The following is a 22,110-nucleotide window of genomic DNA, read 5'->3' as shown; positions in this document are numbered from 1 at the left end:
CCATCGCGAAAAATTGGTTTCGATCGCTCGGTGGCCAGCTGCTATACCGGAGCATAATGAAATAGGGCGTTCAGGAAATCGCATTTGAAACATGTAATTGGTGCCGCCACAGGATTGTTGATCAGTTGTTCTGTGGTAATTGCCCAGGAACCCACGCCCCATCCCATGTTGACGAAAGAGCAGTTCCTATCTTATTCCGCCGGGGCGGTCGTTGCGGGTATGTATTGCGGAAAGCTTGAATTAAATGGCGATTTCTTCGCCGGGTATGAGTCCGGAACCGGTATCTCTCCGCCCCTTGATCCCTATTTCCGGTCAGAAATGAAGCGGCTTGAGAAGGAAGCCAACGGCGATCTGAAGAGCTACTGTTCGTTAGCAAGACTGATGTTTTACAAGGGTAACAAACCAAAGCCGTTGGTGGCTCCTCTTTTGATCGACAAGCCGTAGTAGCGCCTCTGCGCAAAGAGCCGCCGCGGTCTTGACTTCGATCCCACCTTCAACGGCTGGGCGGAGGAGACTGGCCTTTCCTTCATCCACCTGTCGCGCATCAGCGCCTATTCGATCGATGCGGCGCACCCGCACGGAAATTCGCACGGGCAGTAGCGAAGGCCGCTCGGAGTTCCTACGTCTTCCGGACGATTCATCGAGGAGGATATGATGACCGACTTTCCCTATGGCAGCGCCCTCATCGTCGGCGCGGGCTCCGGCATCAGTGCGTCGCTTGCCCGGCAATTATCGGCGCTCGGCGTCAAGGTGGGGCTTGCCGCCCGTAATGTCGAAAAGCTCCAGCTGCTCATCGAGCAGACCGGCGCCAGCGCCTTTGCCGCCGACGTCTCGCAGCCGGCAAGCGTTGCGGCGCTGTTCGAAGAGGCTGCCGGCGCGCTCGGCGGTCCCGACGTGGTGATCTTCAACGCCGGCGCCCGCCTGCGCGGGCCGCTGGCCGAACTCGATCCCGCCGATGTCGAAAAGGCGATCGCGACCACCGCCTTCGGCGGTTTTCTGGTGGCGCAGCAGGCGGCGCAGCGGATGATACCGCACGGCCGCGGCGCCATCCTGTTCACCGGCGCTTCGGCGAGCGTGAAGGGTTATGCGCAATCGGCCCCCTTCGCGATGGGCAAATTTGCGCTGCGCGGCCTTGCCCAGAGCGCGGCCCGTGAACTCGGGCCGATGGGCATCCATGTCGCGCATTTCGTCATCGACGGGGCGGTGCGCTCGCAGATGCGGCCGGACCTGGCGGAGAAGCCGGATGGCACGCTCTCGCCGGAGGCGATCGCCCAGACCTATATCGACGTGCTTCGCCAGCACCGAAGCGCATGGTCGCTGGAAGTGGAAGTCCGGCCCTGGACGGAGAATTTCTGAGCTGCCCTCGGCGGAGAAGGCAGCTTTCGCGGCGACAATGAACAGACTATGTTTCGTCGCCGGAACTGAGGGGAGGACACCGATGCCGCGCCTGGACCATGTCACCATCGATACCCGCGATGCCCCTCGTATGATCGGCTTCCTCAAAACCGTGCTCGGCGTCGAGGAAGGCTATCGGCCACCCTTCGACTCGCCCGGCCACTGGCTCTATCTGGACGAACGCCCGGTCATCCACCTCAGCCTGACGTCGCGCAGCACCGATTTTCCGCCGGGAATCTTCAATCATGTCGCCTTCAGCCTTTATGAATTCGGCCCAGCGCTGGAGCGCATCAAGGCGAGCGGCTATCGCTACGAATATTACGATATTCCCGACACCGATCTCGGCCCGGTCTTCGTCTATGGTCCCGAAGGCGTGAAGATCGAGCTGCAATATAAGCGGCCGACCTAGGCGCCCCACCGCCATTCGATCTGACGAATTCACGGGCAATTGCCGCCTAAGACGGCGTTTGGAACACAAACGTTAAAAAATTCTCATCGACATTAACGGCTTGTTTACCACGTTTCGTGAAAGGTGCGGATTGAGCAGTAGCAATCCGCATTCCTTTTCCCAATCTCGCGTTTCCCAGGGATGCCGCTACATCGTCCAGCTTGAGGAAAGTCTAATTGACTAACCTCTTATGAATGATGTGCTCCGGTCGGCGTGAAGACGCCGGCCACAGACGGAAAAGCCACGGATCGAGCTCTGACGAGGAGTCGAGCAGTCGAAGCGAGCAAGAAGATGAACGGATCGCGATCAAATCCTTCCCGACAGTCCGACAGGACCTCGCTCGATGCGCTGAACCGCACGATCGAAGGGCTGGAGGCACGCATCGAAGGGCTGATGGGCAGCGGGCGCGAACAGCGGCCGCGCACGGCACCGGCCGAGCGCGAACCCTACCCGGCCTCCAATGCTCCGCGCCCGGCAAGGGCGCCGCTCGAGCCGCGGCCGGATCCGCTTTCCGAAATCCGCCAGCGTCAGCGCGCGCTTGAAGCGGGCCGCGAGCGAGCCTACACACGCGAGCCGGCCCCGCAGTTGCGCGAACCCGCGCCGCGCGCCGCCGCACCACAACCCGCACCCGCCTTCCGTGCGGGCGACGACACGATGACCGAGATCGCCCAGGCGCTCGTCAACCTGCGCCAGGACCTGAAGCGCGATATTTCCGAAGGCGTCACCCGCGAGATGACCGCGCTGCGCGCCGAACTTCGCGAGATCAAGACCAATGCCGGAGACGGCCGCTTCGCCGACGACATGCGCGCCGATATGGGCCGCCTTGCCCAGAGCATCACTCAGCTGACCGGCCGTTCGAGCGGCCCGGAGGCGACCGGGCTGCGCGAAGATTTCGAGGAGCTGCGTTCGCTGATGGACGGGTTGGCGCGCGAGGATTCGCTGCGCCATATGGAAAACCGCTGGGACGGCTTCGAGAGCCGGCTTGCGGCGCTCGATACCGAGGGGCTGCAGGAAGAGCTGGTTTCGCTCGCCTACCGGCTCGACGACATCAAGCGCCATATCGGCGGCATGGGCGAAAGCCCGGCGGTCCGGGCGCTTGAGGACAAGCTCATCGCCATCGCCACGGCGATGGAGCAGTTCGGCAACATGATCCAGCCGCACGACCGGGTCATGTCGGAACAGTTCGCCGCCATGGACACGCGGCTCGACGAGATCAGCCGGGCAATCGCGGCAAGCGGGCGCGCGGCTGCCACCAACGATCCGGCGCTGATGCAGCGGCTGGAAGGCCGGCTTTCGGCACTGGCCGATCAGATCGACCTGATGAGCCATGATGCGGCCAACCGCGCAACGCCTGATGACGAGCTGGCGATGCGACTAGAGGCGCTGACGGGACGGGTCGAAGAGCTGACGAAGGCGGAAGCGACGTCACGGCTCGACGAACGGCTGGAGCATCTTTCCTATCTCCTGGAGCGCACGCAGACGACGACGCAGCCCGATCTCACCGGCGCGCTTTCCGACATTTCCCGCAAGATCGATGCGCTTGAGAACGGCGCGGTCAACGACGTCTTGGCGCAGCGGCTCGATCATCTCGCCCGGCGCATCGACGAGATGGCCTATCAACAGCCCGCACCGGCCGCCGCGGTCGATGACGGTGCCTTCCTGCGTCTCGAAGGACGGCTGAGCGACATTGCCGCCCGGCTGGAAGAGAGCACATCGGCAGCGCCGACCGATCCACATGCGCTGAAGAACCTTGAAGACCAGATCGCCAATCTTTCGGCACTGATGAACGCGCCGCGCGAAAGCGCCGCGATCCCTGCCGAATTCGATCGCCGCATGGGCGCGATCGAAGACTATATGGCGACCAGCGACGAATATATCATCGAGGCAGCACGCCAGGCGGCAGAAGCCGTGGTCGAGGCCTATTCGCGCCATGGCGGCCCGCAGGGCACTGTTCCCGCTGCCGACATGTCGGCGCTGACGGCTCTGGCCGAGGATCTGCGTCACCTTGAGGATATCAGCCGCGACAGCGAGGAGCGCACGCACAAGACGTTCAAGGCGCTGCACGAGACGCTGGTGCATATCGCCGACCGCCTCGACGGCATGGAAGAGCGCGGCGGGCGGTTGAGTGCGCAGATGCCGGTGGCCGATGTCGACTTCGATGTCGATCCCTACGCGCTGATGGTGGCCGAGGCCGAGATGGAGAGGACATCGGCCGCTGCCCTCACAGCAAAGGCCTCTCCTGTCATCCGCACGGCCGAGGTTACAGCCGAAATTGCCGCCCCGGCGCAAGCCAATGCCATGAGCGGAACGAGCACGATCGCCATCGAAGCCGCGACCAGGCCGCAGGAGGCTGCGACGCACGCATCGGCGCCGGCCAAGGCCAGCCTGCTCGCCAGCCTCGGCAAGCGGCTGCTGCCCGGCAAGAAAGCCGAGAGCCGGGCAACCGAACGCCCGATGATCGACCCCGCGCCATCGATCGATCCGACCGACGTGGTGCCGACGGATGCCGCAAACGAACTGCTCGAGCCGGGCTCGGGCGCACCGGACGTGAAGAAGATCCTCGAACGCGTCCGCGCCAGCCAAAGCGCTGCACGCGGCAAACCTGCCGCCGAAACCGATCGCGCCGATTATATCGCAGCCGCGCGCCGTGCGGCGCAGGCCGCCGCCATGGAAGTGGACGCCAATCCGAAACAAGCTGGCAAGGCCGAGAAGAAGGGCGCAAGCGTCGACAAGGCTGGCAAGACCGATGGGTCTGACAAGACGGGCAAGACCAGCGCCTTTTCGCGCTACCGCCGGCCGATCCTGCTGGCCGTCGGCGCCGTGCTGCTGGCGATCATGGCCTTCCCGCTTGCCCGGACGCTGACGAGCGGCGAGAGCGCCCCGCAGGCGCCAGCCGAAGTCTCGGCGCTGACCGGCGCGACGGAGAATCCGCCGCCGGCCGTGCCTGAGGCAACATCCGCCCAGCCGGACACCAACGCTGCAGAAACGGCCGCTCCGACAGCGCTGGCGACGCCCCCGGCCGCCGAACAGGCTGCGCCGGAGACGACCCCGCCAGTTGCCGGCGATCATCTGACCGATGCCGCACCGCTCGACGGCGAAGACGCCGCGACATTTGCGCCTGCCGCCCCGTCGGGTGCTGCGCAGGAGACATCGGGCTTCGTTGCAAACACGCCGGCCGCATCGGCACCGCAGTCCGCCATCACCATTCCCGATACCATCCAGCCGAAATCGCTTGCCGATGCGGCGCGAACCGGCGATGTCTTGGCCCTGTTTGAGATCGGCGCGCGTTATTCCGACGGCCGCAACGGCATCACCGTCGATCAGAAGCAGGCCGCAGGCTGGTATCAGCTTTCGGCCGACAAGGGCTTTGCGCCGGCGCAATACCGGCTCGGCAGCATGTACGAGAAGGGCAACGGCGTCGAACGCGACATCGCGAAGGCGAAGGGCTTCTACGAGCAGGCGGCAAGCCAGGGCAATGCCAGCGCCATGCACAATCTCGCCGTGCTCTACGCCTCCGGCGCGCTCGGCCAGCAGGATTATGCGACGGCCGCCTCATGGTTCACCAAGGCCGCCAACCTCGGCATCACCGACAGCCAGTTCAACCTGGCGATCCTTTGCGCGAGGGGCAACGGGGTTCCGGCGGATATCGAAGAATCCTACAAATGGTTTTCGATCGCCGCCAAGGCCGGCGACAAGGACGCGGCGCAGAAACGCGACGAAGTGGCCAAAGCCATGAAGCCGGACCAACTCGAGCGGGCGCGCGCCAAGGCCGATCTCTGGAAGCCGGAGCCGGTCGACCATCGCACCAACGCCATCGACATTCCCGACGAATGGGCCGGCACCGGCCTCAAGACGGCGACCGTCGACATGAAGAAGGCGATCCGCAATATCCAGGCGATCCTCAACAATAACGGTTTCGACGCCGGCTCACCCGATGGCGAAATGGGCGCAAAGACCGTGACCGCGATCAAAAACTTCCAGAAGTCGGTCGGCCAGGAGCCGGACGGCAAGGTGACAGACGCAACCGTCAAGGCACTGCTCGAACGCAACAAGCAGGGGGCCAAGGCGATCTGAGAGGCGCCGCGGCGGACGGTCTTTATCCGCATTGGCTGAAAGGTTAGGAGAAAGCGGTTACTCCGTCGCCAAGTCGGATTAGACCGTGACCCGCACGGGCTGGTTCAGTTGGTGGATGGCATTCCAGAACCGGGCTCTGAGCCGTGAACAGTCCCTTGTGCCCGCCCGCCCTCCGTCATGCTCGGCCTTGAGCCGAGCATCCACACGGCATCCGCCAACAGCCGCGGCATGGATCCTCGGCTCAAGGCCGAGGATTGTGGCGCGAACCCAAAGAGTCGGCTGGACTTTGTCAGCAATCCGAGCCTGGCGGCACTATGCCGCCAGGCTTTCTCCACTTTTTACCCCCGCCTGTCACGCAATCTGAAAAAAGCCGGATTATGCGGGACAGATCGATCGTCGCACCTGCCGAATCGTCCGCTTTCGATCTCAATCGCCATAGGGGCGGATCGAAAGCCTCTGGCAACGATTTCACAGTATGGTGCGCATTCGAACGGGGTCGTGACAGAAACCGCCCGGCAGGGGTGGTCATCATTTGGGGTCGGCTGTGACAATCTATCTGCCCATCGCAGAATTGTCGGTGAACATCTTCATCATTCTCGGCATGGGAGCGGCCGTCGGATTCCTGTCTGGAATGTTCGGCGTCGGTGGCGGCTTTCTGATCACGCCGCTGCTGATCTTCTACAATATCCCCCCGATCGTTGCGGTCGCCACCGGCGCCAACCAGGTGGTGGCGTCGTCGATTTCGGGCGCGATCACCCATTTCCGGCGCGGCACGCTCGACGTCAAGCTCGGCACAGTGCTTTTGATCGGCGGCCTATCGGGGGCGACGGTCGGCATCTGGATCTTCTCGCTGCTGCGCGCCATCGGCCAGCTCGACCTGATCATTTCGCTGATGTATGTCATCTTCCTCGGCACGGTCGGCGGACTGATGCTGCTCGAAAGCATCAATGCCATGCGGCGGGCGGCGCGCAACGAGCCGCCGGCGCCACGCAAGCCCGGCCACCAGCACTGGGTGCACAGACTGCCGCTGAAGGTGCGTTTCAAGAAATCGAAGGTCTTTCTCAGCGTCATTCCGATCGTTGCCCTCGGCTTTGCGATCGGCATCCTCACCTCGATCATGGGTGTCGGCGGCGGCTTCATCATGGTGCCGGCAATGATCTATCTGTTGCGCATCCCAACCAATGTCGTTGTCGGCACCTCGTTGTTCCAGATCATTTTCGTGACCGCCTATACAACGATCGTCCAGGCGGCGACGAACTTTTCCGTCGATATCGTGCTCGCCTTCATCCTGATGGTGGCGGGCGTCATCGGCGCGCAATACGGCGTGCGTGTCGGCCAGAAGCTGCGCGGAGAGCAGCTACGCGCCCTGCTCGGCCTGCTGGTGCTCGCCGTCGGCGTGCGTCTGGCGATCGCGCTGGTGGTGACGCCGGCCGACATCTATTCGGTGGTGATGGGAGCGGGCAAGTGATGCGCCTGCTTGCTGCCGCCATCGCGCTTCTTTGCCTGCTGCCGGCGGCCGCCGGAGCACAATGGCTGCCTGGGCAGGCAAGCGAAGCGGTGCGTGAAGGGCTGGAGATCGGCACGTCGACCAGCGAAATCGCCATCACCTCGGATTTCCATGGCGCCGACCTGACGATCTTCGGGGCGCTCTCGAACACCGACCAGCTGCTGCTCGCCATCGGCCAATATGACGTGGTCGTGGTGCTGGAAGGTCCGCGCCAGGATGCGACGGTGCGCAAGAAGGAGCGCGTCTTCGGGATCTGGGTCAATACACGTTCGATGACTTTCGAGGCGGTGCCGCACTCCTATTCGATGTCGAGTTCGCGGATGATCGACGACCTGACGACGCCGCTCGAGCTGACCGATCAGGGGATCGGCATCGATCACATTCCGCTGACGCCGGTCGGCTTTGTCGGCGATGGCAGCAATCTCGGCGAATTCCGCGATGCCTTCCGGCGGCTGCAGCAGGGCGGCGGGTTCTACGACCGCAACCCGAGCGGCGTGCGCTTCGTTTCCTCCAACCTCTTCAAGGCCAGCCTGCGCCTGCCGGCAAACATTCCGAACGGCGTCCACACGGTGCGCGCCTATCTGTTCAAGAGCGGCAATCTTATCACCCAGCAATCGCTGCCGCTGCGCGTCATCAAGACCGGCATCGAGCAGACGATTACCGACGCTGCGCATGGCCAGCCGATCCTCTACGGCTGTGCGTCCGTCCTGCTCGCCGTCATCACCGGCTGGGGCGCCAGCCTGATCTTCCGCAAGGACTGATCTGCAGCAAGGCCCGGTATCAAGCGAATTTCTTCCTTGTCATGGCAGGCGGTCAAGCGAGCGCATGGCGCCGATGCGGTCATCCTCAATCCCGCTGAAATCCGGCCTTTATCGATGAAGTCAGGATTTGCGTCGTGCCCGTCCTTCTCGGCGGCGGCTACCCGCTTTTCAAGCCTGCAGGGGAGCAGGTGGCGCTGAAGCTCATCCAATCCTCGACGACGGAAAGCGGCGCGGTGATCCTGCGTTACGAGCCCATCAAAGCGTAGAGGGTTAGACTATCTGATGACGCCGGCGGCCCAATCTGTGGCCGCATTCGGCTTTTCCTGCTGAAATCCCGCCTCTATCATCGCCCCGAACATGGGGAGACGGAGCATGGCCGAAGGCGCAGACCTGCCGCTTGCGGAAGAACAAGATGAACGGCCGGCAGTAGCTGCACCGGTGGAGATCCGATGCAGCGACGGCGTGTTGCTCGGCGGCCATCTCTGGACCTCGGGTGAAGCGAAGGCACGTGCCAGCGTCATCATCAATCCGGCGACTGGCGTGCTTGCGCGTTATTATCATCGTTACGCCGACTTTCTCGCCGCTCACGGTTTCGACGTGCTGACCTATGATTATCGCGGCATCGGGCTTTCGCGGCCGGTGCGACTCCGCGGCTGCGATTATCGCTGGCGGGAGTGGGGCGAACAGGATTTCGACGCGGCGCTGTGCTTGATGGACGGACGGGCAGACCAGCCGCTCTATGTCGTCGGCCACAGCATCGGCGGTTTTCTGCCGGGCCTCTCGAAACATGCCGGCCGGATCGACCGCATGCTGACGGTGGGCGCCCAATACGCCTATTGGCGCGATTATGCGCCTGCGCACCGGATGCGGCTGCTGATGAAATGGCACTTCGTCATGCCGGTGCTGACGGCGCTCTTCGGCTATTTTCCCGGCAAACGGCTCGGCTGGCTCGAGGATCTGCCGGCCGGCGTCGCCCATGAATGGAGCTTTCGCCGGGCGCGCATGGAGATGAGCCACCCGGCCGCGGAGCGCGACGAGGTGCTCAAACGTTTTGCTGCGGTGACCGCACCTATTCTTGCTGTCGCCATGTCGGACGACGAACTCGGAACCGTGCCGGCGATCCGTCGCACGCTTGCCTATTACCGCAACGCCGAGATCGGCGAAGTGCTGTTGCAGCCCGCCGATCTCAACTTCGAGGCGATCGGCCATTTCGGCCTGTTCCATGCACGCCATTCCGAGGGCTTCTGGCGCGACAGCGTCCTCTGGCTGCGCGACGGCATCCATCCCTGGCCGGCACAGGCAGCTATCCAGGGAAGTTCGTATTCGACTAAAAACCGGTTTTTAACATTTACGAGTTAGTAATCTCTCGGAAACGAGAGGTTTTGTCATGCGTACTCGTATCGTTCTGACCGCCGTGGGTCTCGCGCTGCTTGCCGGCTGCGCGACGGCGCCGAAGCAGACGAGGAACATCTGCGCCGTCTTCGACGAGCGCGACGGGCTCTTCTCCAGCTGGCAGCGTGCGGCCGAGCGGACGGAGAAGAAATACGGCGTGCCGGTGCCGATCCTGATGGCGACGATGTATACCGAATCCGGCTTCCAGCCCTACGCCCGGCCGCCGCGCACCAAGCTGTTCGGCTTCATTCCCTGGACCCGGCCGTCGACCGCCTACGGCTATTCGCAGGCTCTCGACGGGACATGGGATCACTATCAGTCGCAGACCGGGAACTGGACGGCGCGGCGGGCGAACTTCGCCGACGCGATCGATTTCATCGGTTGGTATCACGCCCAGAACAGCGCCGAGACCGGCATTCCGCTGAACGACGCATACAATCTCTATCTCGCCTATTATTCCGGCCCGACAGGGTACAAACGCGGCGACTGGCGCTCGAACGGGCAATTGCAGCAGACGGCGCAGAAATTTGCGCGGATGGCCGGGACGTATCAGCAGCAGTTGCAGGAGTGTGATTGATTTCAGGGTGTGCCGTGGCCGCCCCCCTCTGCCCTGCCGGGCATCTCCCCCACAGGTGGGGAGATTGGCTGGGCGCGATGGTTTCCCCAAGCAATGACGAACTGGTGTTCCGCACGGCGTCGGAGAGGGACTGGCGAGCCAACGTTTTGCCGATCTCCCCACTTGTGGGGGAGATGCCCGGCAGGGCAGAGGGGGGTATCACACGGCACGCCCTATCCGAGATAGCAATCGCTACCCCCGCAAATTCCCGTACTTGACCGAATAGATCCGATCGCGCCCCAGCAAATGCGCCATCAGCGAAGATGTGTCGAACAGGCCCTTCATCGCCTGATGGGCGAGATCCAGGCCGCCGCTCATGACGCCGAAGGCCGGCATCAGCAGGCGGGCGCCGTCGGTGGCGAAACACGGGCGGCGGACGGATTTCTCGCGGCGGCGCACCGTCGCCGACGGGTGCAGGTGGCCGGCGATTTCGCCGCTCTGCAAACCGCTCCTCGGCTCGTGGCGGAAGGTCAGGCCGGCATAATGCATCTCGTCGACCGAGGCGCCTGGCAGATCGACGACGCCCTCGGGATCATGATTGCCATTGACCCAGATCCATTCGCGGCCGCGGGCCATGGCAACGATCAGCGCCCGGAAATTCTCCGGCAGATGCGCCGATCCGATGCGGTCGTGGAAACTGTCGCCGAGCGAGACGACGAGCTTCGGATCATAGCGAGAAATGACGGCGGCAAGCACGGTCAGCGTCGCCAGCGTATCATAAGGCGGCAGCATCATGCCGCGGCGGGCGAAGGCGGCACCCTTTTCCAGATGCAGGTCGGAGACGACGAGCAGGCCGGCATCCGGCAGATAAAGCGCGCCGAGCGGATCGCAGACGGCGGCAATGCCATGGACCGATGTCTCGATCCCCGGCATCGCGGTCTGTCCCGATATATCGCGCGCAAGCGCCAGGCGGTTGATCACGGTCAATATTCCCAAACAAGTCTCAAGCGAGCGCTTCGGCGATCAGATCGTCGGCCGCTTCGGCGAGCAGCGCATCATGGGCCTCGCCCGGCACCGATTCGCGGCCGATTTCCAGCATCACCGGCACGGCGAGCGGGGAAATATGGTCGAGAGCGCGGTGAGTGATGTGGCCCCTGATTCGCCTCAGCATATCGCCAAGCCGGCCAATATCCAAAAGTCCCGTCGCCGCATCCTGCCGCGTCGCCTGCAGCAGGATGTGATCCGGCTCGTGGCTGCGCAGCACGTCGTAAATCAGATCGGCCGAGACGGTGATCTGGCGGCCGCTCTTTTCCTTGCCCGGATGACGGCGCTCGATCAAGCCCGCAATCACGGCGCAATTGCGGAAGGTGCGCTTCAACAGAAAAGATTCGTCGAGCCAGGCTTCGAGATCGTCGCCGAGCATATCCTCGTCGAAGAGGTCTGAGAGGCTGAGCCTGCCATTGGCGATCATCAGCCCCAAATCCTCGAGGCCCCAGACGGCCAGCGAATAATCGGTGGCGACGAAGCCGAGCGGCTTGGCGCCGGCCCGCTCCAACCGGCGGGTGAGCAGCATGCCGAGCGTCTGGTGGGCAAGACGGCCTTCGAACGGATAGGCGACCATATAGGCGCGGCTGCCGCGCGGGAAGGTTTCGATCAGGAACTCGTCGCGCTTCGGCAGCATCGACTTGTCGTTCTGCAGCGACAGCCAGTCGCGCACCTGATCCGGCAGATGGCGCCAGCGGTCGGGATCGGCGATCATCGCCCGAACCTGCTCGGCGAGATAGGTCGACAGCGGGAACTTGCCGCCGTTGTAGGAGGGGATTTTCGGATCGAGCGAAAAGGCCTGCGATGCCAGGCATTCGTTTTCGCGGATGCCCTCGAAGCGCAGCACCTTGCCGGAGAAGACAAATGTATCGCCCGGCGACAATTGCTCGAGGAAATATTCCTCGACCTTTCCAAGCGTGGCGCCGCCGCGGCCGATCCGGCCGCCCTCGCCGCGCTTGACCATGCGGATGTTCAGCATCGGGCTTTCGACGATGGTGCCGAGGTTGAGGCGGTATTGCTGGGCGACGGCCGGATTGGAAACGCGCCAACGGCCCTCCTTGGTCTTGCGGATGCGGGCGTAACGCTCGTAGGTGCGGAGCGCATAACCACCGGTCGCGACGAAATCGACGATACGCTCGAAGGTCTCCCAGCTGAGGTCGGCATAGGGCGAGGCGCTGATGATTTCATCGTAGAGTTCCAGCATGTCGAAGGGTTCGGCGCAGGCCATGCCGAGCACGTGCTGAGCGAGCACGTCGAGCGCGCCGCGGCCGACCGGCGGGGTGTCCTGCGCGCCGATATAATTGGCGTCGAGGGCCGCCTGGCACTCCATCACCTCGAAGCGATTGGCGGGCACGAGGATCGCTTTCGACGGCTCGTCCATGCGATGATTGGCGCGGCCGATGCGCTGGGCAAGACGCGAGGCGCCCTTCGGCGCACCGACATGGATGACGAGATCGACATCGCCCCAGTCGATGCCGAGATCGAGGGTGGAGGTGGCGACGACGGCGCGCAGCCGGTTTTCGGCCATCGCCGCCTCGACCTTGCGGCGCTGGGCGACATCGAGCGAGCCGTGATGGAGGGCAATCGGCAGATTGTCGTCATTGATCGTCCACAGCGCCTGAAACAGCATTTCCGCCTGGCTGCGGGTGTTGACGAAGAGCAGCGTCGTCTGGTGGTGGAGCAGCTGCCGGTAGACATCGGGGATGGCATAGCGGGCGGAATGGCCGGCCCAGGGAATGCGCTCTTCGGTCGACAGGATCGAAATGTCAGGCTTGGCGCCGCCTTCGACGACGACGAGACCGGCGTGATGTTCGCTGCCCTCCTGTTGAGGGACCAGCCATTTCTGCAGATCCATCGGTTCGGCGACGGTCGCCGACAGGCCGATGGTCTGGAGGCCGGGGGCAAGGCGGCGCAGACGGGCAAGGCCGAGCGACAGCATATGGCCGCGCTTGGAGGTGACGAGCGAATGCAGCTCGTCGAGCACGACATATTTCAGGTCCTTGAAGAAGCGCTCGGCCTCGCGGTTGGCCAGAAGCAGGGCGACCTGTTCCGGCGTCGTCAGCAGAATATCCGGCGGGTTGAGCTTCTGGCGCTGGCGCTTGGCGTTCGGCGTATCGCCGGTGCGGTTTTCGACGGTGACCGGCAGGCCCATCTCCTCGACCGGCTTCGTCAGGTTGCGCTCGATATCGATCGCAAGCGCCTTCAGCGGCGAAACATAGAGCGTGTGGATGCCGGTGAAGGCAGAGCCGGGCGGAATCCTACCGCGGCGGGTGAGATCGGTAAGCGACGGCAGAAAACCGGCGAGCGTCTTGCCGGCGCCGGTGGGCGCAATCAGCAGCGTGCTTTCACCGGCCTCGGCGCGGGCGAGCAATTCCAGCTGATGGGCGCGCGGCCGCCAGCCCTTTTCCGCAAACCAGCGGGTGAAGGCGGCAGGCAGCAAAACGCGGGCTTCGGCATCGATCTGGTCCACGCCCTGAAACTAGTGAAATCCGAGGGAAAAAGAAGAGCGGCGGCTTTTCACATGGCGATATAGCGGTCTTTGCGATGGTTGATGGCAATCGTGAGATTGAGCACGACCGCGCCGAGCACGGAGCAGGCGATGATGAAGGGGCTGGCGACGAAGAAGGAGAGCGCCAGGATGATGCCGTCGAAGCCGAGCTGAACGAAGCCGGCGCGCCAGCCGAAACGATCCTGAATATAGAGGGCGAGAATGCCGATGCCGCCGAGGCTGGCGCGGTGACGGAACAGCGCCAGCATGCCGGCGCCGATGACGAGGCCGCCAAAGAGCGCCCCGGCGAAAGGATTGACATGGGCGATGCCGATGAAATCCGGGACGAATTCGGACAGGACCGATGTCAGGGCGATGGCGGCGAAGGTCTTGATGGTGAAGGCAAGACCCAGGCGGCGAAAGGCGAGATAATAGAAGGGCAGGTTCACCGCGAAGAAACAAAGGCCGAAGCTGATTCCGGTCGCATAATGCGCGAGGAAGGCGCGGCCCGCCGTGCCGCCGGCAAGCAGCCCCGCGCCGGAGAGAAGGGAGACGCCAAGCACGGCGAGCATGCTGCCGGCGACGATGCCCTGGGCGTCATCGAACGGCGAGTGGCGATCGGCGCTGGAATTCAGAAGGCCTGCGAAGGCGTTGGATGCCATGATGTTCCCCTGTCGACTTTTTCAGTTTCTATCCGGCGCCGGGAGAAAGGCAAGCAGCGCCCTGTTGACAACCGGCATAATCGTGGATATATTTTATCCACGACCTAGGGAGAAGTTTCGATGAAGATGAGCGATGGGGTCGAGCAGGCCATTCACAGCGTCGCGATGCTTGCCGGCCTCTCCGAAGGCGGCGTGCTTTCGGCCGCAGCACTAGCGGAGTTCCACGGCGTTTCGACGAGCTATCTCCTGAAACATCTGCAGGCGCTGTCGGGCGCCGGCCTCCTCAATACCGTCCCAGGGCCGAAAGGTGGATACCGCCTGGCGAAGGCGGCCGAGGAGATCTCGCTGCTCGACATTCTTCTCGCGGTCGAGGGACCGGCACCGGCTTTCCGCTGCGCCGAAATCCGCCAGCGTGGACCGAACCCGGTCGCCGATCGCCTCTTCGCCACGCCCTGCAACATCAGCGCGGCGATGCTCAAAGCCGAACGAGCCTATCGGGCCGAACTCGCCAAGACCAGCATCGCCGACCTCGGTATCGAATTGACCGCTCTCGACGACGGATCGATCGCAGCCCGAAGCTGCGCCTTCCTGGAAATCCACGAACGCAAGACGGCTCGCTGAGCCATAACAAAGGAGAAGACCATGCAACCGCGTTTCAACTTCGCCAAAGCCGCCCCCGATGCCTATAAGGCGATCGTCGCGCTCGAGCAGTACATCCAGTCTTCCGGATTGGAGCGCCGCTTCATTCACCTGATCAAGCTGCGCGCTTCGCAGATCAATGGCTGCGCCTATTGCGTCGACATGCATGTGAAGGAAGCCCGCCATGATGGGCTGAGCGAGCAGTGGATCAACCTGATGTGTGTCTGGCGGGAATCACCTGTTTATGACGCCCGCGAACGGGCGCTGCTCGGTTGGGTCGACGCCGTGACGAACATTGCTAAAACCGGCGCGCCGGATGCCGATTACGAGACGCTGAAGGCGCATTTCTCCGAGGGGGAAATGACGAAGATCACCGTGGCGATCGGCGCGATCAATATCTGGAACCGCCTTGCCGTTGGCTTCCGCTCGCAGCATCCGATCGATGCGGTGACAAAGGCCGCGTGAGGCCAATGCCACCGGGTTGAGACCAGTTCAACCCAAGCAAACGCGGGGCCACACGGCACCGCGTTGAGCCAGGAAGTGCGACGTGCCATCCGCTGCATCAACGGCGAGTTTGGCAAAACAGCCCCCAACCTCCGTCATCCCAGGCCTTGAGCCTGGGATCCACGCCCCGCCCGATGGAGGCCAGCGTGGATCCTCGGGTCAAGCCCGAGGAGGACGGAGTGTGGGGTGGTTTGTGGAGCAAGAGCAGCGAGGAATCGGGGCGCCACTGCGATTTTTACGTGGGCTTATCAGCTCCATCATCGGCCCTACGGGCGCCTTTATGATGGCATCCCCGCGACCGACCCGAAAATCTCGGGTCGGTTGAATATAGGGTCACTCGTAATTCTGAGTGGCTCGCACGGCAACGGCATCAGGCGATGGGCACGAAAGGTCGATGCTGTTGAAGAGATCGCGGACGACTTTCGCGATTTCCTCTGCGGAAGCGCCTTTGGCGTATTCTTCCTGCATGCGGCGTCTCACAAGCTTTTCCAAATCTGACATAACTCACCTCATCAAATCCGGCGCAGGAAGCAGTGTCGCGTCATGGCTGAGCAGAGGCAAGTTACGGTTTGTTTAGAATGCCTTACCGATTTGTAATGTTAGAGCGCGATGTACCTGTCAGCCCGATGATTGATGGCGACGAAGAGGTTGAGGACGACGGCGCCGAGGACGGAATAGAAGACCACTGGCGGCGTGGTGACGAGGAAGGCGGCGGCGAGCACGCATAGGTCGATGGCGAGTTGGACGAGGCCGGCGCGGATGCCGAAACGCTCCTGCAGGTAGACGCCGAGAATGCCGACGCCGCCGAGGCTGGCGCGGTGGCGATAGAGCGCCAGCACGCCGAAGCCGAGCAGCAGGCCGCCGAGAAGGGCTGCCCAGGCCGGATGGATGCTCGAAATGGAGAAGAAGCGCGACTGCACGTCTGATAGCACCGAAGTCAGGCCGATGGCGATGAAGGTCTTGATGGTGAAAGCCATGCCGAGACGCTTCCAGGAGAGCCAGAAGAACGGCAGGTTGAGCAGGAAGAAGGCAAGGCCGAAATTGACGCCGAAGGCATAATGCAGAAGGAAGGCCACACCGGCGGTGCTGCCGGTGAGAAGCCCGGCGCTGGCAAGCACGTAGAGGCCGAGGGCGGCGACGAGGCTGCCGGAGAATATGCCCTGCACATCTTCGATCGGGGCATGGCGCGTGGCGCTGGCATTCCAGAAGCCGCCAAGGGCATTGATGAGCTGTGTCATGTCGCCAGTCTCCACGGCAGACGAGTTCAAGAACACGCCGGAAAGCCCGGGCGCGGCGAAATTTTGGGTTATGAAATGAGCTTGAGCGCCTTGGCGTTTATTGCTGGGCTCGCTGCCGATGCGGTGCAGTATCGGGTTTTTCGGTGAGCCGATCAAGCGAAATAGGTAAGCAATACTGACCTATAAAAACATCGCAAGAAATATTCGCTCACGCAGACTTTCGCGTAAGAAACAGAATGCCGGCAACCGGTTTGCCGCCATCTTTGCGAATGACCGTTTTGACGATCTCAAGGATTTCGAGACCGTGACGGGCGAGCAGCTTCCGCACATAGGCTTCCGAATGGGCGTAACGCAGCGATGGGGCGAGATGAAAGCCGTCGCCCTCCCCCGCATCCTCGACGGAAAAGGCGATGTCGGCACCAGTGGAGGCGAGGTCTTCGACGATGGCAAAGACGCTTTCGAGATTGCCGAGATACATCAGAACGTCAGCGGCCGTCACCAGATCAGCGCGATGGCGCGCGGCATCGGCAAAGAGACTGGAGAGATCCGGTACCAGCGACAAATCGGCCTGGGCGAGACTGTCATAGACCTGCTTCTCGGCGGCTTTGGCCAGCATGTTCTGCGAGAGGTCGAAGCCTTCGAGGCGGCTGACACGGCCACGGATTTCCGGGCCGAGCAGGCCGGTGCCGCAGCCGAGATCAACGGCCAATCGGTATTGCCTGCCGGTGGACGCGACGAGGGCTGCGAGCTTCTGCGGGACGCTGTAATCGAGTTTTTCGACCAGCGCTGATTCGAAACGGTCGGCATAGTCGTCGAACAGGCGCTCGACATAACGGCTCGGCGGCCGATCGGGTGTGGCGACGTCGCCGAGAAGGGCGAGCTTGAGGGCGGCGCCGAAGATATCTTCAGGATCGAGGGCGAGCGTGCTGCGATAGGCTTCGATCGCGGCATCGCTCTTGCCCGCCTTTTCGCGATAGGTGGCGAGGCGATACCAGCCGGCGGCCCAGCCGGGCACGAGTTCGAGGGCCTGCTCCATCAGCTCGGCCGCCGCCTCCGGCTCACCGCCTTCTTCGAGCATGCGGGCATAATCGGCGCGGCGGTCGGCGATGACATCGCCTGAGGAAAGCTGGTGGGACTGCATAATTCAACCTTGGTTTGCCCGCATTTGGCGGCGGCCACAAAAAAACTCAAGTCCTATTTCACAGGCGAAGCAGCCAATTCCGGAAAGGGCTTGCGGGTAGAACGCCGCAACCTTATTCCAAGGGCAAACAGGAGATGGCGCATGTCCGATCAGGTGAACAAGTTCCTCGGCGATTCCTTCGCCCGCACATTGATAAAGCTTATCGTCGTGTCGCTGATCGTCGGTTTCGTCATGACGGTCTTTGGCCTGACGCCGTGGAACATCATCTATGGGTTCCGGGACTTCATCCTGGAAATCTGGCATCGGGGTTTCTCGGCGCTCGGGCGCGTCGGCGACTATCTCCTGCTCGGGGCGACGATCGTCATCCCGCTCTTCGTCATCCTTCGCCTTTTCAGCTATCGCCGGTAACATGACATCGATCGATCTTTCCAGACGCAGCCTGCTCATCTTTTCCGGGCTTTCGCTTGCCGCCGGCATCGCCGGCTGCACCACCACCCCGCACCTTGCCGGCACGCCGTCGAACGGCGAGGACGAAACGGCGAGCGTATTGCCGCTGGTCAACCAGCTGAGGGCGAAGAACGGTCTGCCGCCGCTAGCTGTCGATCCGGCGGCGAGCACGGCCGCCTTGTTCCAGGCCAAACGCATGGCGAGCGCCGGCAAGATGGCGCATCTGATGGGGCTGACCGACAGTTTCGGGGCACGGGTCAAAGCGAGCGGCGTCCAGCTGCCGGCGGCTGAGAATATAGCTTCCGGCCAGCAGAGCGTCGATGCCGTTGTGACGGCTTGGATCAACTCGCCGCATCATCTGGAAAATATGCTCGGGCGCTATGACGGCCTCGGCGTCGCCGTCGCCCATAATGCATCTTCCAGGAACCTGCCCTATTGGGCCATGGTGCTTTCCAGCTGAGGCGATTCGGCCTCGAGATAAGGCTGGCATGGATACGCGCAGCAACGACAACAGATTCGCTTTCGATGTGACGCACCGGCTGGTGCTGTCGATCGCCATTCCGATGACGCTCGGCTTCATGACGACGCCGATGCTCGGGCTGACGAATACCGCCGTCGTCGGCCGTATGGGTGATCCGGAAGCGTTGGCGGGGCTGGCGATCGGCGCGATGCTGTTCGATCTGATCATGGGCAGCTTCAACTTCCTGCGCGCCTCGACGACCGGTCTGATGGCGCAGGCCTATGGCCGGCGGGATGGGCACGAGCAGCAGGCGGTCTTCTCCCGGGCGATGATTTCGGCGCTCGGCTGCGGATTGGCGCTGCTCTGTCTTTCGCCGCTGCTGAGTGCGGCTGGGTTGCGGCTGATGGGCGCGGAAGGCGCGATCGCCGAGGCGACCAGCACCTATTTTTCGATCCGCATCCTCGCCGCACCGGCTGCACTGGGGAATTACGCCATCCTCGGCTTCGTGCTCGGGCGCGGACAGGGCAAGATCGGGCTGCTGCTGCAGGCAATCATCAACGGCATCAACATCCTGCTGTCCATCTATCTCGGCCTGACGCTCGATTGGGGCGTGGCGGGGGTCGCCTGGGGAACGATGGCCGGCGAGACGGCCGGCGCGCTCGCCGGGCTTTTCATCGTGCTCGGCGGCTTTGCCAGGGCCGAGCGGCCGGCATGGGCGGAGATCTTTTCGCGGCATCGGCTGGCGGAACTTTTCGCGCTCAACCGCGATATCCTGATCCGCACCTTCGTGCTGATCGGTGCCTTCACCATCATGACCCGGATCGGCACCGGTTTCGGCGCCGTCACCCTTGCCGCCAATGCGGTGCTGATGAATTTCGTCCTGCTCTCCAGCTACTATCTCGACGGGCTTGCCAATGCCGCCGAGCAGATCACCGGCCGGGCGATCGGTGCACGTTACCGGCCGGCCTTCGACCGCGGACTGAAGCTGACCATCTTGTGGTCCTTCGGACTGGCAGCGATCGTTTCCGCCTTCTTCTTCCTCGCCGGGCCCTGGCTGATCTCGGTGCTGACGACCCCACCGGAGGTGCGGCAGGCGGCAGCGAGCTACCTGCCCTGGGCGGCGGTGACCGGGTTGACGGGCGCGCTCGCCTTCCTGATGGATGGGGTCTTCATCGGCGCCACATGGTCGGCCGAGATGCGCAACCGGATGCTGATGTCCTTTGCCGGTTATCTGCTGATGCTCGCCGTCTTCGTGCCGCTCTTTGGCAATCACGGCCTGTGGCTGGCAATGAACGCCTTCCTGCTCTTCCGCGGCTTTTTCCTGGCGATACTCGTCAAGCCGCGGGCCGATCAGGCTTTTCGGGCCGCCCAGTAGTCCAGCCTTGTGTCGCGCAAGTCGCGGATCGAGCCGGCCTTTTCGCGATCCAGGAGTTTGGAGAGGCCGCGGACGATATCGCCGGCCAGACCTGGGCCTTCATAGACCATGCAGGAATAAAGCTGGACGAGATCGGCGCCCGCCCTGATCTTTTCCAGCGCGGTTTCGGCCGAGGAGACACCGCCGACGCCGATGATCGGCAGCGCGGCGCCGACACGCTTGCGCATCCTGGCGAGCACCGAAGTCGATTTTTCGAACAGCGGCACGCCGGAAAGGCCGCCCATTTCCGTCGCCTGACGCTGATCCTTGAGGCCGTCGCGCGACAGCGTGGTGTTGGAGACGATCAGGCCATCCAGCGCATGCGACAGCGCTTCCGCGGCGATATCGTCCATGCCTTCCTCGGTCAGATCAGGAGCGATCTTCAGAAAGACCGGGACCTTGCGGCCGGATGTCGCTGCTGCCTCGTCGCGCGCCGCCAGCACTGATGACAGCAGCGCCGCCAGGCTTTCACGCGCCTGCAGGTCGCGCAGGCCCGGCGTGTTCGGCGAAGAGATGTTGGCGGTGAAATACCGCGCCACTGAATGAAAACGGCGGATGCCGGCGACGTAATCGGCGATGCGATCGTCGCTGTCCTTGTTGGCGCCGATATTGACGCCGACCATGCCCTTGCCGCTCAACGCGGCAAGGCGCACGAAAGCCGCCTCATGGCCTTCATTGTTGAAGCCGAGGCGATTGATGACGGCTTCATCCTCGACCAGGCGGAAGATGCGTGGCCGCGGATTGCCGGATTGCGGCTTCGGCGTCACCGTGCCGATTTCGGTAAAGCCGAAACCGAGTTTCAAGAGCGCTTCCGGCACCTCGGCATTCTTGTCGTAGCCAGCGGCCATGCCGAGCGGGTTTTCGAAGACGAGTCCGGCGACGGTCTGGCGCAGGCGCGGATCGGGGGTGAGCTGGCAGGCCGGCACCAGGCCGGATTTCAGCGCGGCGATCGACATGCCATGCGCCGTTTCCGGATCGAACAGGAAGAGACCCTTGCGGGCGAGGCGCTTGAAGGGATCAATCATGGCTGCAGCTCCGGGAAGACATGGGCGCCGGTCTCGTCGAGCGGCAGCGGTACTTCCGAGAGCACGGCTTCAAGCGGCAGGTCGGCATAGAGATGCGGAAAGAGATCGCCGCCGCGCGAGGGTTCGAACACCAGCTTATCGCCAAAACCCCCGCCATCGACGGCAATCAGCAGCAGGCCGGACTGGCCGGCAAAATACAGCGCCGCGGTCTGCTTCACCTGATCGGCTGTGGAGAAATGGATGAAGCCATCCTTGAGATCGATGCCGGCGCCATGAAAAATGCCGGTTTGTCTGGCTTGCTGCCAGAGCGTTTCCGTCACGATCTTGTAAAGGGTCGGTGTCACGCTCATCATGGCCTCGCGATTGCTGGTCCTCGATCACCAGCGCTTTGCCGGAAAGAGGCGGCGATGTCCACGCCCCGGCCGTTAAAAACGGGATCGGCAGAAAAAAATTCCGGAGGATGAGACGATGAAGATTTTGGTTCTGATACTTGGCGTTACCCTCCTGCCGCTTGGCGCCGCGGCGGCCGAGGCCGATGCAAGCCGCTTCCAGGTGGAAAAGAGCGGCGACCATTTCGTCCGGCTCGACCGGCAGACCGGGGCAATGTCGATCTGCCAGGACAAGGACGGCGCCCTGGTCTGCCGGATGGCGGCCGACGAACGGGCGGCCTATGAGGACGAACTCGACCGGCTTTCCGAGCGGGTGACGAAGCTGGAACAAGGCGGCCCCATCCAGCGCGCGCTGCCGAGCGATGCCGAAGTCGACCGCTCGATCAGCATCATGGAGAAGATGATGAAGAGTTTCATGGGGATGGTGAAGGAGTTCCAGGCTGAGGAAAACGTCAATCCCCTTCCGCAGAAGACCTGATCTGATATAATCACTTGAGAAAGCCGGCATGGAACGCGGAGGGATGGC

Annotated in this window: 22 protein-coding genes and 1 pseudogene; 15 read left to right on the top strand and 8 right to left on the bottom strand. The window is 63.0% G+C overall.

Features of this window, described 5'->3' with window-relative positions; all coding sequences use genetic code 11:
* Positions 1-84: 84 nt before the first annotated feature.
* The 9 genes and pseudogenes from GR197_RS02495 to GR197_RS02455 all read left to right on the top strand — a co-directional run bounded on the left by GR197_RS02495 (position 85) and on the right by GR197_RS02455 (position 10,154).
* Entirely contained in the window at positions 85-444 is a 360-nt protein-coding gene (locus GR197_RS02495) for a hypothetical protein (RefSeq protein WP_164006443.1), read from the top strand.
* Positions 445-654: 210 nt separating this feature from the next.
* Positions 655-1,356: an SDR family NAD(P)-dependent oxidoreductase gene (locus GR197_RS02490; protein WP_164006442.1), complete on the top strand. Its 702-nt coding sequence runs from the start codon at positions 655-657 to the stop codon at positions 1,354-1,356.
* Positions 1,357-1,438: 82 nt separating this feature from the next.
* Positions 1,439-1,804 (top strand): VOC family protein, encoded by a 366-nt coding sequence (locus tag GR197_RS02485; protein WP_164006441.1) that lies wholly within the window; start codon positions 1,439-1,441, stop codon positions 1,802-1,804.
* 330 nt (positions 1,805-2,134) lie between these two features.
* Complete coding sequence (locus GR197_RS02480; protein WP_164006440.1) at positions 2,135-5,917, top strand: peptidoglycan-binding protein; 3,783 nt, start codon at positions 2,135-2,137, stop codon at positions 5,915-5,917.
* A 544-nt stretch (positions 5,918-6,461) separates the two neighbouring features.
* The gene (locus GR197_RS02475; RefSeq protein ID WP_164006439.1) at positions 6,462-7,385 is read left to right on the top strand and encodes a TSUP family transporter; all 924 of its coding nucleotides are present in this window, start codon (positions 6,462-6,464) and stop codon (positions 7,383-7,385) included.
* Positions 7,385-8,185 carry a TIGR02186 family protein gene (locus tag GR197_RS02470; protein ID WP_164006438.1) on the top strand — a complete coding sequence of 267 codons (801 nt, stop codon included), beginning with the start codon at positions 7,385-7,387 and terminating at the stop codon, positions 8,183-8,185. Before GR197_RS02475 ends, GR197_RS02470 begins: the two co-directional genes overlap by 1 nt.
* A 110-nt stretch (positions 8,186-8,295) precedes the next feature.
* Positions 8,296-8,451, top strand: a pseudogene (locus GR197_RS02465) (dihydrofolate reductase family protein); the annotation flags it as partial.
* Between the two features lie 106 nt (positions 8,452-8,557).
* Complete coding sequence (locus GR197_RS02460) at positions 8,558-9,544, top strand: alpha/beta hydrolase family protein (RefSeq protein ID WP_164006437.1); 987 nt, start codon at positions 8,558-8,560, stop codon at positions 9,542-9,544.
* Positions 9,545-9,572: 28 nt separating this feature from the next.
* Positions 9,573-10,154, top strand: a complete 582-nt coding sequence (locus GR197_RS02455) for a transglycosylase SLT domain-containing protein (RefSeq protein ID WP_164006436.1) — start codon at positions 9,573-9,575, stop codon at positions 10,152-10,154.
* 231 nt (positions 10,155-10,385) lie between these two features.
* On the opposite strand, the gene pdeM is transcribed toward GR197_RS02455, so the two are convergent.
* From pdeM to GR197_RS02440, 3 genes are read right to left on the bottom strand one after another with little or no spacing between them, the layout of a single operon-like run.
* Positions 10,386-11,114: a ligase-associated DNA damage response endonuclease PdeM gene (gene pdeM / locus GR197_RS02450; protein ID WP_348643236.1), complete on the bottom strand. Its 729-nt coding sequence runs from the start codon at positions 11,112-11,114 to the stop codon at positions 10,386-10,388.
* Between the two features lie 22 nt (positions 11,115-11,136).
* Positions 11,137-13,647, bottom strand: a complete 2,511-nt coding sequence (locus tag GR197_RS02445) for a ligase-associated DNA damage response DEXH box helicase (RefSeq protein ID WP_164006435.1) — start codon at positions 13,645-13,647, stop codon at positions 11,137-11,139.
* A gap of 47 nt (positions 13,648-13,694) precedes the next feature.
* Positions 13,695-14,327, bottom strand: coding sequence for a YitT family protein (locus GR197_RS02440; protein ID WP_164006434.1), 633 nt, complete (start codon positions 14,325-14,327; stop codon positions 13,695-13,697).
* Between the two features lie 120 nt (positions 14,328-14,447).
* Between GR197_RS02440 and GR197_RS02435 the strand changes: the two genes are divergently transcribed.
* Entirely contained in the window at positions 14,448-14,948 is a 501-nt protein-coding gene (locus tag GR197_RS02435; RefSeq protein ID WP_164006433.1) for an RrF2 family transcriptional regulator, read from the top strand.
* A 21-nt stretch (positions 14,949-14,969) separates the two neighbouring features.
* Complete coding sequence (locus GR197_RS02430) at positions 14,970-15,431, top strand: carboxymuconolactone decarboxylase family protein (RefSeq protein WP_164006432.1); 462 nt, start codon at positions 14,970-14,972, stop codon at positions 15,429-15,431.
* A 372-nt stretch (positions 15,432-15,803) separates the two neighbouring features.
* Here the strand turns inward: GR197_RS02430 and GR197_RS32595 are convergent, their stop codons facing one another.
* The 3 genes from GR197_RS32595 to GR197_RS02420 form a co-directional block, all read right to left on the bottom strand.
* A complete protein-coding gene (locus GR197_RS32595; protein WP_281409506.1) occupies positions 15,804-15,938 on the bottom strand; it encodes a hypothetical protein in 135 nt (44 codons plus the stop codon).
* 131 nt (positions 15,939-16,069) lie between these two features.
* Positions 16,070-16,708, bottom strand: a complete 639-nt coding sequence (locus tag GR197_RS02425) for a YitT family protein (protein WP_164006431.1) — start codon at positions 16,706-16,708, stop codon at positions 16,070-16,072.
* Between the two features lie 208 nt (positions 16,709-16,916).
* Positions 16,917-17,849: a class I SAM-dependent DNA methyltransferase gene (locus GR197_RS02420; protein WP_164006430.1), complete on the bottom strand. Its 933-nt coding sequence runs from the start codon at positions 17,847-17,849 to the stop codon at positions 16,917-16,919.
* A 141-nt stretch (positions 17,850-17,990) separates the two neighbouring features.
* Between GR197_RS02420 and GR197_RS02415 the strand changes: the two genes are divergently transcribed.
* Genes GR197_RS02415 through GR197_RS02405 form a run of 3 tightly spaced genes read left to right on the top strand, consistent with a single transcriptional unit; the run spans position 17,991 to position 20,131 of the window.
* Positions 17,991-18,257, top strand: a complete 267-nt coding sequence (locus GR197_RS02415) for a DUF6460 domain-containing protein (RefSeq protein ID WP_164006429.1) — start codon at positions 17,991-17,993, stop codon at positions 18,255-18,257.
* 1 nt (position 18,258) lies between these two features.
* On the top strand, positions 18,259-18,756 hold the full coding sequence (locus GR197_RS02410; RefSeq protein WP_164006428.1) for a CAP domain-containing protein: 498 nt from the start codon (positions 18,259-18,261) through the stop codon (positions 18,754-18,756).
* 28 nt (positions 18,757-18,784) lie between these two features.
* Positions 18,785-20,131 carry an MATE family efflux transporter gene (locus GR197_RS02405; protein WP_164006427.1) on the top strand — a complete coding sequence of 449 codons (1,347 nt, stop codon included), beginning with the start codon at positions 18,785-18,787 and terminating at the stop codon, positions 20,129-20,131.
* Here GR197_RS02405 and GR197_RS02400 read toward each other — a convergent pair.
* Both GR197_RS02400 and GR197_RS02395 read right to left on the bottom strand, forming a co-directional pair.
* Positions 20,107-21,195 carry a quinone-dependent dihydroorotate dehydrogenase gene (locus GR197_RS02400; RefSeq protein ID WP_164006426.1) on the bottom strand — a complete coding sequence of 363 codons (1,089 nt, stop codon included), beginning with the start codon at positions 21,193-21,195 and terminating at the stop codon, positions 20,107-20,109. The two genes, GR197_RS02405 and GR197_RS02400, sit on opposite strands and share 25 nt — an antisense overlap.
* Entirely contained in the window at positions 21,192-21,545 is a 354-nt protein-coding gene (locus GR197_RS02395) for a DUF952 domain-containing protein (RefSeq protein ID WP_164006425.1), read from the bottom strand. Before GR197_RS02395 ends, GR197_RS02400 begins: the two co-directional genes overlap by 4 nt.
* Before the next feature lie 118 nt (positions 21,546-21,663).
* Here GR197_RS02395 and GR197_RS02390 point away from each other — a divergent pair, with 118 nt between their 5' ends.
* A complete protein-coding gene (locus tag GR197_RS02390) occupies positions 21,664-22,062 on the top strand; it encodes a hypothetical protein (RefSeq protein WP_164006424.1) in 399 nt (132 codons plus the stop codon).
* Positions 22,063-22,110: the final 48 nt, after the last annotated feature.

It is taken from the genome of Rhizobium phaseoli, from assembly GCF_010668805.1.
Taxonomy (GTDB): domain Bacteria; phylum Pseudomonadota; class Alphaproteobacteria; order Rhizobiales; family Rhizobiaceae; genus Rhizobium; species Rhizobium phaseoli_A.
This window is presented reverse-complemented; position numbering and strand designations above follow the sequence as displayed.